Below are 11,463 nucleotides of genomic sequence, written 5' to 3' on the forward strand. Positions count from 1 at the left end.
CTTATGCCGCCTGCGTGGAACTGCGCTTGTCGAGCGTGACGTGCATGCCGTTGGTGCGCTTGTGCAGGTCGGGGGTCTTGTCGCGGGGATTGTAGAACTGCTTGTACCAGGTGCGGACCTTGCCATAGGGGCCGTCATTGGGGATGACGAGCGGATTGAGGCAGGCCTTCTTGTTCTGCCAGATCTCGACGTCCTGGGCAAAGGCAAGGCGGCTGCCTTCCTGATATTCGAGCGCGGCTGCGCGCAACTCGTCGGTGACGGGCGCGGAGCCGTCATTCACCTGCACCATCAGGCCATGCCAGACGCGGATCTTGCCATCCTCGATCGGCGTGTGGGTGATGAGGATGAAGCTGTCGAACGTCCCTTCCATCTCCGACTGGAGGATCGAGGGGCCGGTATACCAGGTGTCGAGCGTCAGCACGTCCTCCGGATTCTGCACCAGCGTGCGGTGACCGGCGGCATAATATTGATGGACGATATGATCCTTGAACTCATTGGCGAAGTAGACGAAGTCCTTCGCGCCATGGATCGGGATGAAGTGGCCGAAGTCGGCCATGTTGTCCACGACCTCGATCGGGTGGATGTCGAGATCGCCCATGAAGTCGATCTTCCAGTTGACCCAGCCCGGCGCATCATAATGGCCGCCGAAATCGGGCAGGTCGAAATTGGGTTCGAGCGCTTCGGGATCGTGCCAGATCCAGATCGTGCCTGCGCGTTCCACCACCGGAAAGGTCTTGAGCTTGGCCGCCTTGGGCACGAAGTCGGAATAGGGAATGTTCTTGCACGCGCCGTCCGGGCCGAACTGCCAGCCATGGAAGGGGCAGCGGATCGAATCGCCCACCACCTGCTCGCCGTCGCGCACGATGTAGCTGGTCGTGTTCTTCGCCAGATGCGCGCCCATGTGCGGGCAATAAGCCTCCGTCACATAGACCTGCCCGCTCTCGCCACGGTACATCACCATGTCCTGGCCAAGATAGCGCATCGCCTTGGGGCTGCTCGTCGCCTCGGCGCTTTCACCCACCATGAACCAGCCACGTGGAAAGGTGAATTCTCCCAGACGATAGTCCGACGATGTCGCCATTGCTTGATCCTCTCACTGCGCGCGGCAAAATAGCAGCTAATGCAGCGAGTCACAGCCTCGCCCATCGCCTGCCTTGAAATCTCCCTCTTTCTACGCAAAACACGATCCAGAAAGCAAGTTCATATGTTAAATGCGCGTTTTGAAGCCATCATGATGATGAGGTAAGCAGAATATGTCGGAACCCTCTCCGCCTGGCCTTCCCGCTCCGAGCCAGGATCTCATGCGGCAGGCGCTTCAAGCCTATGTCGATCGCATCAATGCTGGCGACAAGGACGGCGTCCTTGCGCTGTTCGCCCCCGGCGCGGTGATCGAAGATCCGCTCGGATCTCCGCCCAAGACAGGCGCAGATATCGATAGCTGGTTTGCCGACACGATCGCCTTCGACACGCACATCCGGCCCGTTGCGCCCATCAGGGGATCTCACGCCAATGCCGCCGCGCTGGTCTTCGATGTGACGTTCCAGCCGCCCGAGGGCCCTCGCCTGCTGATCAGGTCGCTCGACGTGTGCACCTTCGATGCGGAAGGACGCATCACCAGTCTAAAAGCTTATTGGGGACCGGACGACATGGAGCCGGTTTCCTAACGAAAAAGGGGCACCTGACCGGGCGCCCCTTCTTCCTGTCGCGTAGCGCGCTGGCGCTTATGCGGCGACCAGCTCACGCGGCGCTTCGGCCGGATATTCGGCAGGGCCACCATAGTCATAAGCGGCATTCAGCGCCTTGATGAAAGCCGGATCATTCAGCGGATCAGTCGGCGTCTCGATCTGGAAGCCGCGCGAACGGACATCCTTGATCAGCGTGTCGAACACCTGATCATAGGTGAGGTTGTCCGAGCCATCCATGTTCTTCTTGAGCTCGGCATAGTCTTCGAACACTTCGGCCGACCAGTGGACGAGGAAGCGCAGTTCATCAGTATGATAACGCTCGATGACTTCGTCACCGGTCTTTACCAGCCAACCATCAGGGTTACCCGGTTCGCCGCTGAACAAGGAGTCGAAGCCCAGACCCTTCGGCTTGCGTCGCTCGATCGGGCCGTTGGCTTCGCCGCGATGGACGAGCATCTCGTTCTGGACGAGCACGCCCCGATTATAGACAGGCGGCTGCAAGCGGGCTGGCTTTTCCAGCGGGCCCTTGGGCCAGTAGGTGAAGCCGCTTTCCGGGTCATGGCTGAACCAGGTGATCACCTGTGCCATCTTGATCAGATAGTCCTGGAACAGGCCCGAGCGGCCCATGATCGAACAGAGCCAGGTGGGCGAGTTCTCATAACGCACGCCGCGGAAGCTCGGCGAGTCCAGATGGCCCGGATCAGTGTTGCCGCAGGGGCCGTTCACGTTGAACAGCATCATCTGCGGCTTGGCATATTCCGCGTTCCAGTAGGACTTGGCATATTCCAGGAAGGTCGGATTGTAGAAGGTGTCCTGGATTTCCGGATACATGCAGGTCGAATAATTGGCATAGAAGCCCCGGAAGGTGGGCGTCAGGAACATGTCCAGCGACGGTTCGAACCCTTCCGGAAATCCGCCAGCGAAAGTCGCGATAAGGGACTCAGGCGTCGGGAAATGCTGGGCAATGATGAGCTTCCACGCTCCGCTATGGACCACGTCCAGCAGCCGCCTACGCTGATCCTCGGTATACACATTGGTCAGTTCGCGCGGCGGCGAAACAGGTTGCAGGAGGTCGGACAAATGCCGCTTCTGCTCATTGCTCAACATGGCTCTCGAACTCCTCTCCAAACGGCCAGGCGAATCGTCCCATTCGCCATCAATGTAACAAAGTTATCGATCTATAACTTTTTCGTCAATCCTCTTTGGTGAGTGGATGCTCATACCCACCGCCTGGCCATTTTGCGTCACACAAGAAGGATAATGGCACGGGATCGACAGAAGAATGGCTGGCCCCGCAAGCGCGACGGTGGCACCTTCCCCACAACAAGATAGGAGAGGACAGGGCGCAATGGCTGACGCGTTGGACGGATCGAACGACAAGCGCGATATGGAAGCGCGCGCGGCAGAGCGGCTGCTCTCTGGCCAGTCCTGGGAAGATTTCTGCGATGTCCTGAGGGTTGCGGGCGGGATGATCGACCGGTTCGGTGATGACCCGTCCGATCTGGACAGGGCCGAATGGTATCGGTTCCTGACCCGCGTGGCGCGGTCAAGCTTCGAACGATTGATCGAAAATGCCGAGCCCACGCGCCCGCGCCTGCGGGACATGGTGTGGAGGCAGTCGATCAACGTGCAAACGGTCGATCAGGACCATCTGATGTGCCAGTTCGATGAAGCCCGTGATTACCGGATCATCGGCACGCGCGGCACCATACCCTATTTCGTTCTCGCCATTTTGACCGCCCCAGCGCCCGAAGATGTCGGCGCGCGCGATTGGGCTCAACTTGGCCTGAACGGCCTCAAGGAATTCGACCCATCCAATCTGAAGACGACCGGGTTCCTGGGCAGTCAGCAGCTTCATGTCGAGGACGACGGGACGTTCGAGATCATCCTGTCGCAAAATGATCCGGGCGAAGGCAAGAACTGGTTGAAACTGCAGCCCGACAGCAATTGCATCCTCATCCGGCTCGTCTGGAGCGACCGGGACAGGGAAATTGCGCCTGACATGCGGATCGAGCGGATGGATGAAGCGGCGCCCGAACCACTCACCCCTGCGCTGATGGCCAATAATCTGGCGTGGGCCGGGCAGGCCGTGCTTGGCTATGCGGAGCTGGTGCGCAACTGGTGGAACGGCACGCAAGGCAACTTCGCCGCGAAGCTGAACCGGCTCGACTATAGCCGCGCGCAATATCTGTCGAATGGTGGTGTGCCCGACCGCCACGTTGCCTTTGGTGGCTGGGAAAAGAAGCTGGAAGAAGCACTGGTGCTGGAGTTCGTGCCGCCTGAGTGCGAATATTGGAACTTCCAGATCTGCAACATGTGGCAGGAAAATCTCGACACGTTCGAGGATGGCAATGGGTGGGTAAACAACTACCGCTTCGTTGCCGAGCCTGACGGGCGCGTGCGCATCATCATCGCCGAACATGATCCGGGCCTTGGCGGGAATTGGGTGAATTCCTTCGGTCATGAAAGGGGCATCTGGGGCTTGCGGCTCGTGCGAACGGAGAGCACCGCAGAGGTCAATCTGTGGCGCTTGCCGCTCGCCCGATTGGAGGCAGAGGGGGAAGCAGCGCTCAGTCCCGACGCAGCGATCCTGACCGGACAATTTGTGGATTGATGCCATGGCTGTGCGCACGCTTGACCATGTAAACATCCGCACGGCGGACGTGCCGGGCACTGCCGCCTTCTTCAAGGATGTACTGGGCCTTCGCGCCGCCGCCGCGCCGGGCGCGGAATCCATCGACAAGGGTTGCTGGATCCACGATCCCGATGACCGGCCGATCATCCACATCGGTCCGATCGAGGCGCGCTATCCAAGTGACGACGCATTTCCCTTCCACCCCGCACGGGGAAGTGGCGCGGTGCATCATGTCGCGTTGGAGTGCGATGATCTGCCGGTGATGCTGAGCCGTCTGACGACAGCAGGCGTGAACGTTGTGCGGAAAGATTATCCGCCTGCCAATCTCGTCCAGCTGTTCGTGGAAGAGCGGAACGGGATCATCCTTGAACTCAACTTTCGTTTGGAGCAGGCATGACGGCCGATCCGATGCTGGTCCTGTCGGGTCCACCCTTTGGGCATCTGCCGCTGCTCGATCGCCTGGCACCCGCGCGGGAGGCGGGCTTTTCCGGCATATCGTTGATGCCCGGCGACATCTGGTCGCTGGAAGCAGCCGGGATGAGCGCAGTCGAGATCGGCCAGCGGATAGCAGACCATGGCCTCGCCGTCATGGAAATGGATTGCACGGCCTGCTGGCTGCCTAGCCAGCGGACTGCGGGTGACGATGTTCCCATGGCAGCGCTCCTGCGATCCTTGACCCCAGGTCGCGTGATCGAAGCCGCAGCGCGGATCGGATCGCCGTCCGTCACTGCCGTGGAGATGATGGGCGTTACGACCTCGCTCGATGAAGCGGCGGAAGCCTTCGCATATCTGTGCGATCTTGCCGCTGAACATGGTTTGAAGGTGCATATCGAGTTCCTGCCCTTTGGCGGGATTCCCGATTTGGCGAGCGCATGGGCGATTGTTCAGGCGGCAGGACGGATCAATGGCGGCCTGACGCTCGACAGCTGGCACTTCTTCCGCAGTGGTTCGAGCTTTGAGCTGCTGGAGCAAATTCCGGGATCGCGCATCCACACCATCCAGATCAATGATGCCCCGGCAAAGGCTGAACCCGACCTGCTGCAGGAAACGATGAGTTCCCGCCTGATCCCTGGGCAAGGGAGTTTCGACCTCCCGCGCTTCATTCGAACACTGGACCGGACGGGGACCGAAGCACCGATTTCCGTCGAGATCTTTTCGGCCGCGACCCGGTCGGCGCCGATGGCCGAAGCGATAAAATCCTGGGCGCCAGCCGCCCACGGCATCATCAGAAAGGCAAGAGAGATACAATGAATGGAGAGGAGGCGCCAATCGGCGCGGTGGTCGTGGGCACGGGCTTTGGCCTGTTCACACATGTGAGAGCGCTGCGGGAAGCAGGCTTTGACGTTCGCGCGATCATCGGGCGCAACAGGGAACGCACCGCAGAACGCGCCGCGCCACTCGGCATCCCGCTGGCGTCGGACAATCTGGAACAGGTGCTCGCCGATGATCCGGCGATCCGCCTTGTGACAGTCGCAACGCCGCCGCACGCCCACTATACGCCAGTCATGCAGGCGATCGCCGCCGGTCGCCATGTGATGTGCGAAAAGCCTTTCGCGCGTGATCTGACGCAGGCGCGCGAGATGCTCCACGCGGCGAACAGGGCAGGAATCGTCCATGCTCTGGGCGCGGAGTTCCGGTTCGACAGCGCGCAAGCACTGTTGCGGCGTGTGGTGCAGGACGGCCTCATCGGTGATCCGCTGATGTTCAGCCGCATCTATCAGCAACCCGGCACGGGCGAGGACGAGCCGCTTGCGGATTGGTGGACGGACGCAGCCCAGGGCGGCGGATTCCTGGGGGCGTTCGGCACGCACATGATTGATCAGGTTCGTTCGACCGTGGGCGAGATCGTCGCGGTCAATGCGATATTGCGCAAGCTTACGACCAGCCGTCCCACGATGACGTCGGACGACTATTATAATGTGCAATTCCGCACGGCGAACGGCTGCATGGGTGTGATCGAGGCGGCGATGAACTTCCCCGGCCCGTTCGTCATGGCGACGAAAGTCGCGGGAACGAAGGGTGCTGCGTGGATCCAATCGGGCAGCGCCTTTGGCGATCCCGAAGAAGTCTGGATCAAGGACGCGGACGGGGCTCGTCAGGTGCCGATGCCCGACGAACTGGTCAACCCGGCGCCCGAGCCCTTTGCTGTCAAGGAACTGATCCAGACCGAAATGGATCGTTGGCATACGCAAGGCTTCGATGTCGCGCCCTATGCCAAGCTGTTCCGCCAGATGAAGGCCAGGATCGAAGGGCGTGCGCCTCCGCTTCCTGATCCGGCGGGTGATTTTCAGGACGCAGCGGCGGGGCAGGCGGTGCTGGACGCCGCTCGCCTGTCCGCCGCGGAAGGCCGTTGGGTCGAAGTGGAGGCAGTATGACGAACCCATCCTATGATTTTTCGGGCGCGCATGTCCTCGTCACCGGCGGCACCAGCGGCATTGGCGCTGCGGCAGCGGGGGCCTATCGCGAAGCCGGTGCGGATGTGACGATCACAGGCACGCGCGGGAGCGCCAGCGAATATGATGCCGACTTGTCGGGCTATCGTTATCTGAAGATGGACATTGAGAATGGCGAGAGCATCGACGCCGTTGCCGCCAGCCTCGACCAACTGGACATATTGGTGAACAATGCTGGTATGGCGCTGCCGAGCCTGGGCCTTGACGAATATGAGCCCGATGTTTTCGCGCGATCCGTCAATATGCTGCTGGTCGGCGCCTTCCGCATGGCCCGGCAAAGCGCTGACCTGCTGGCACAAAGCAAAATTGCAGGAGGTGCGAGCGTCGTCAGCATCGCATCCATGAGCAGCTATTTCGGCATCCCGATCGTTCCGGGCTATGGGGCGGCGAAGACAGGCCTGCTTGGCCTTACCCGAACGCTGGCGGTGAAGTGGGGCGAGCGCGGCATCCGCGTCAACGCCGTCGCGGCAGGGCTGACCCGCAGCCGCATGACGGAGGGCACGTTCGCGCAGGATGAGTGGATGGCGCCGACGCTTGCGAGAACGCCGTTGGGCCGCCCGGGCGAACCGGAAGACATTGCCAATGCGATCCTGTTCCTGTCGAGCCCCGGCGCTGCGTGGATCACGGGCCAGACCTTAGCCGTCGATGGGGGGTATACCGTCGCGGGCTGATTATAGGCATCCGATATGAAAGGAGCCGGTCTTTGCAGGCCGGCTCCTTTTTCACATCCGAGCTGCTTAGTGCAGTTCGAAATTCTCTTTGACCGGCCCACGTGTCTGATTCCAGAGGTCCACAAGCCGCCACGGCCAGGACAGGAATACGCGGCCCTTCGAGTTATTATAATAGCTGCTCGCCCTCGGATGGGTCCAGATCATGTTCTTCATCTGGTCTTCCACCGCGCGGTTCCACTGCTCGAAAGCTTGCTGCGTCGGCTCAACGGCGCGCGCGCCACTGGCGTTGATCCAGTCGAGGCATTCGACGATGTAGTTGACCTGCGCTTCGGAGATCAGATTCTGTCCAGCCGCGTGGTTGGGCGCGCTGTTAGGGCCGACGGTCATGAAATAGTTGGGATATCCCGGGACAGTCACGCCGAGGTAGGAACGCGGATCGTCCTGCCCCCATTCGTCGCGGAGCGAACGTCCGCCCTTGCCGTGAATTTCGAGCTTGCCCATCATGTTGGCAACGTCGAAGCCGGTGGCGCAGACAATGATGTCGAACTCATACTCCTTCCCATCCTTCGTCCGGATACCCTTGGGGGTGAAGCATTCGATCCCGCCATCTTCCAGCGTCACATTGGGCTGCTTGAGCGCATCCAGCCAGCCCGCATCGAGGATGATGCGCTTGGAAAAGATCGGGAAGTCCGGCGTCATCTTTTCCTTGAGGTCCGGCCGGTCGTGGAACTTCGCTTCCAGATGGGCCAAGGCCCACTGGCGCGCGCCTTCGTTGGCAGCCGAGACCGACGGGCTGTCTACGGGCCATTCCGGGTCCTTGACGACATTGCCGTAGAGGCCGTCCGCCGCGAACCAGTAGACGCGGAAGCGGAACCATTCGCGGAAGTGCGGGATGTAGCGCAGGGCGAACTTCATGCCCGGCGACACCTCATGATTGATCTCCGGATTGTAGATCGTCCAGTAGCGCGTACGCATGAAGACGGTGAGGTCACCCACCTGATCCGCAATCGCGCCGATCAGCTGCGCGGCGCTGGCACCGGTGCCGATGATGCCGACGCGCTTGCCCTCGATCCGCACGGACGGGTCCCAGGTCGCGGTGTGCATCATCTTGCCCTGGAAGTCTTCGCGACCCGGAATATCCGGCCATTTCCAGCGGTTCACCGGACCATGTGCGTTGATGACGGCATTGGCGCGGATCACTTCTTCCGTGCCATCCTTGCCGCGCACCGTCACATTCCAGACGGCTTCGGCATCGTCATAGCGCAGGGCGACCACTTCAGTGTTGAAGCGGATGTTGCGGCGCAGGTCGTATTTGTCGGCGACGTGCAGCAGATATTTCTGCATGTCCACGCCCTTGGGATGATAGTGCGTCCATTCCGGCGTGATTTCGAAGGAGTAGGAATAGAAGTGGCTCGGCGTGTCGACGCCGACGCCGGGATAGCGGTTTTCATACCATGTGCCGCCGACCTCGGGATTCTTCTCGATGACGATATGCTCGTAGCCAGCCTCTTCCAGCTTCAGCGAGGCCGCGAGGCCCGTCATGCCCGCGCCGATGACCAGCACCTTGAAGCCTGCCTGCGGCGGCGTACGGCCTTCGATTTCCTTGCGGGGCTTGGGCAGCTTGAAACCGATCTGGTCGAAGAGCAGCGGCAGGAATTCGTCGGCGACTTCCTCACCCACGCCCACGCTCATCATCCGCTGCATCAGCTGTTCGGAAGGATCATCTTCCCGCGCGGCGCCCGGCGTCGTCAGAACATGCAGCAGCTTCGACCGCAATTCCTGGGCATATTCGTCCGGTATCTCGGTCCCGGGAACCGCGAATGGCGGCTTGATATAGTTGCCGAAGATATCCAGCATCACCGCATCGTGCGTGAGATGCACATAGACCATCAGCAACGTGTGGATATTCGCGCTATCCAACGCTTCCCGCAGCTCATCGCTGTCAGGCAGCGGCAAGCTGCGGTCGTGCCAATCTCTCGCTATTACCGCGGTTTCTGCATGTTCGACCATCTTTAGAACCTCTCCGACTCAAGATGTGAGTGTTTACTCACTTATGGATATTGAAGGACAATTTCGAAGTCAAGTTGGGCGTTGCCCTCCTTCATGCGCCGCCGAGGAATGTGCCGACAACCGTCCGGACATGGGCTTCGATCTCCACTCCATCCGGAAGCTCGGCGTCAATCAGCAGGTAATTGTGAACAGGCATCAGGAGCATCGACAGCAATATCTTCGCTGCTGCCGCAGGGCTGTCCTTGGCGATACCGGCACGCGCGAGATGCGCGGCCAAGGGAGCGACCAGATAGTCATCCTGGCTTTGGCGGATCATCGGGCCGAATTCGGCGAACTCATGCGCTTCACGCAAGAGCAAACGTGCCATGCCTACCGTCGAGGGCCGGGTGAATTCCAGGAGCAAGGCGACGCCGAACGCGCGCAGATCGGCCTCCGGCTCCGCCGGGTCATTCAATTGCGGCAGGGGGAAACGCTCCACCCCGGCAGCGAGGCAGGCACGAAACAGCGCCGCCTTGTCCTCATGCCAAAGATAAAGCGTCCGCTTCGAAACACCCGCCGCCTGGGCGATCGCATCCATGGTGAGGGCGCGATAGCCCTGGCGGATAAATTCCTCTCGAGCGATCTGCAGCAGGCGGCGCTTCTTTACGAGGGTCTGATCCGCCCGGCCCATCCGCGCGGGGGCCAGAGCTGAATCTGCCAGGGTGAGCTTGGCTTCCGGTGTCGCCATCAACCAGCCTCAGCCTTCATGCCGGACGGGGAAACGATCATAATAAAAGCTGAAGCGTTCGCGCGCAGCGGCTTCATTCAAGCCGAAAACGCCTTCAAGGTCGTAGATCACCTTCCCATGCTTGTTGCGCGGATTTTCGTTGAGATAGCCGAGCAGTTGGGCCTCCACCTCTGGCGTCAAATCCAGCCCCGCCAGATCATAAACCTGGCGCATCACCTGTTTCTGGTCAGCCATATATTCGTGGAAGAGAATATCGGCGGACTGGTCAGGGCCCCATGCATCCCGCTGATCGACACAGGCGCGCAGCAGCCGCTCGATCCGCTCCATCCAGAGCCGGGCCAGTGCAGGCGGATCGATGGGGTCGCGCCGGATGCGGTCGCTATAGCCAAGCATGGTGGTCAGCGATCGCAAAACGGCGATGGGATCACGATGGGTGATAACCATCGTCGCGTCGGGAAACACGGACTTGATCGACGCCAGATTTTCCATGTGTTGCGGCGATTTCAGCAGCCAACGATTGGGGCCGCGATGCCAGGTTAGGACCTGCAGCACCTTCTTCTCATAAGCGTAGCTGGGCGTGCGGTCATGGGCGAAATAATAGTCGATCCAACGAGGGATGCGGGACTGGAACTCCCAGCTGTAGCAGTTCAAATCCATGTAGAGCAGTTCATTGTCTTCATGGATCGATGCAGCATCCATGCCGTGCATCGCCGCCATATGCGGCAGGACTGCTTCGAATGCGCTCCAAAGTTCTGCGCTGCGCGTGATGCGCGGGTCTATCTCGCCGGGCGCAAGATCGCGCAGCTGCACAGGCTCCTCGGCCTCCCAGAGCGTCAGCGAACGCAACCGCTCGTCACGTGCGAGCCAGTTCACCAGATGGGTCGTGCCCGAGCGCGGCAATCCCGCGATGAAGAGCGGACGGTCGATCTCTATGTCGAGAATTTCCGGATGCCGCTTGACGATGTCCTCGATGCGCAGGCGGTTCACCATCACCCGGACGAGATGGTCGAGCAAGGTGATGCGGCCTCCGCGAGTGAGGCCTTCATCCTCATCCCACGCCTGGAGCGTCACCGCCATGCGTTCGCGGAAACTTTGATCCTCACCGAAATCATCGAGGCCGCCTGACTCCGCGATAGCCTGGGCCAGAACTTCATCGACCGTCATGTGTACCGGACGGTCTGCAGGACCTTGGCGGGCTGCGTCCAACATCGGCGTGATGACCGGGTTCGCCATGTCGTTGATATGGATTTCCTGCGGCTCCGGCAGCGTGGTTTCGTTCATT

At 60.7% G+C, this 11,463-nt stretch carries 11 protein-coding genes; 6 read left to right on the forward strand and 5 right to left on the reverse strand.

Annotated features, from left to right (window positions below; genetic code table 11):
• Position 1: 1 nt before the first annotated feature.
• Positions 2 to 1,081: a Rieske 2Fe-2S domain-containing protein gene (locus tag SPHS8_RS15400; protein ID WP_201516315.1), complete on the reverse strand. Its 1,080-nt coding sequence runs from the start codon at positions 1,079 to 1,081 to the stop codon at positions 2 to 4.
• 172 nt (positions 1,082 to 1,253) lie between these two features.
• Here SPHS8_RS15400 and SPHS8_RS15405 point away from each other — a divergent pair, with 172 nt between their 5' ends.
• Complete coding sequence (locus SPHS8_RS15405) at positions 1,254 to 1,664, forward strand: nuclear transport factor 2 family protein (protein ID WP_201516316.1); 411 nt, start codon at positions 1,254 to 1,256, stop codon at positions 1,662 to 1,664.
• Between the two features lie 57 nt (positions 1,665 to 1,721).
• Here SPHS8_RS15405 and SPHS8_RS15410 read toward each other — a convergent pair whose 3' ends face one another.
• On the reverse strand, positions 1,722 to 2,792 hold the full coding sequence (locus SPHS8_RS15410; RefSeq protein ID WP_201516317.1) for a hypothetical protein: 1,071 nt from the start codon (positions 2,790 to 2,792) through the stop codon (positions 1,722 to 1,724).
• A gap of 241 nt (positions 2,793 to 3,033) precedes the next feature.
• On the opposite strand from SPHS8_RS15410, the gene SPHS8_RS15415 reads away from it, so the two are divergent.
• Genes SPHS8_RS15415 through SPHS8_RS15435 form a run of 5 tightly spaced genes read left to right on the forward strand, consistent with a single transcriptional unit; the run spans position 3,034 to position 7,444 of the window.
• Entirely contained in the window at positions 3,034 to 4,299 is a 1,266-nt protein-coding gene (locus tag SPHS8_RS15415) for a DUF1214 domain-containing protein (RefSeq protein WP_236575198.1), read from the forward strand.
• A 4-nt stretch (positions 4,300 to 4,303) separates the two neighbouring features.
• A complete protein-coding gene (locus tag SPHS8_RS15420; RefSeq protein WP_201516318.1) occupies positions 4,304 to 4,717 on the forward strand; it encodes a VOC family protein in 414 nt (137 codons plus the stop codon).
• Positions 4,714 to 5,571, forward strand: a complete 858-nt coding sequence (locus SPHS8_RS15425) for a sugar phosphate isomerase/epimerase family protein (RefSeq protein ID WP_201516319.1) — start codon at positions 4,714 to 4,716, stop codon at positions 5,569 to 5,571. Before SPHS8_RS15420 ends, SPHS8_RS15425 begins: the two co-directional genes overlap by 4 nt.
• Positions 5,568 to 6,695, forward strand: coding sequence for a Gfo/Idh/MocA family protein (locus tag SPHS8_RS15430; RefSeq protein ID WP_201516320.1), 1,128 nt, complete (start codon positions 5,568 to 5,570; stop codon positions 6,693 to 6,695). The genes SPHS8_RS15425 and SPHS8_RS15430 overlap by 4 nt, the downstream gene beginning before the upstream one ends.
• Positions 6,692 to 7,444, forward strand: coding sequence for an SDR family NAD(P)-dependent oxidoreductase (locus SPHS8_RS15435; RefSeq protein ID WP_201516321.1), 753 nt, complete (start codon positions 6,692 to 6,694; stop codon positions 7,442 to 7,444). The genes SPHS8_RS15430 and SPHS8_RS15435 overlap by 4 nt, the downstream gene beginning before the upstream one ends.
• 66 nt (positions 7,445 to 7,510) lie before the next feature.
• Here SPHS8_RS15435 and SPHS8_RS15440 read toward each other — a convergent pair whose 3' ends face one another.
• The 3 genes from SPHS8_RS15440 to SPHS8_RS15450 form a co-directional block, all read right to left on the reverse strand.
• Complete coding sequence (locus SPHS8_RS15440) at positions 7,511 to 9,454, reverse strand: flavin-containing monooxygenase (RefSeq protein WP_201516322.1); 1,944 nt, start codon at positions 9,452 to 9,454, stop codon at positions 7,511 to 7,513.
• Between the two features lie 91 nt (positions 9,455 to 9,545).
• Positions 9,546 to 10,181 (reverse strand): TetR/AcrR family transcriptional regulator, encoded by a 636-nt coding sequence (locus SPHS8_RS15445; RefSeq protein ID WP_201516323.1) that lies wholly within the window; start codon positions 10,179 to 10,181, stop codon positions 9,546 to 9,548.
• Positions 10,182 to 10,190: 9 nt separating this feature from the next.
• Positions 10,191 to 11,462 (reverse strand): sulfotransferase family protein, encoded by a 1,272-nt coding sequence (locus SPHS8_RS15450; protein ID WP_201516324.1) that lies wholly within the window; start codon positions 11,460 to 11,462, stop codon positions 10,191 to 10,193.
• Between the last annotated feature and the right edge of the window lies 1 nt (position 11,463).

The sequence above is a fragment of the Sphingobium sp. S6 genome (genome assembly GCF_905120495.1).
Taxonomy (GTDB): domain Bacteria; phylum Pseudomonadota; class Alphaproteobacteria; order Sphingomonadales; family Sphingomonadaceae; genus Sphingobium; species Sphingobium agri.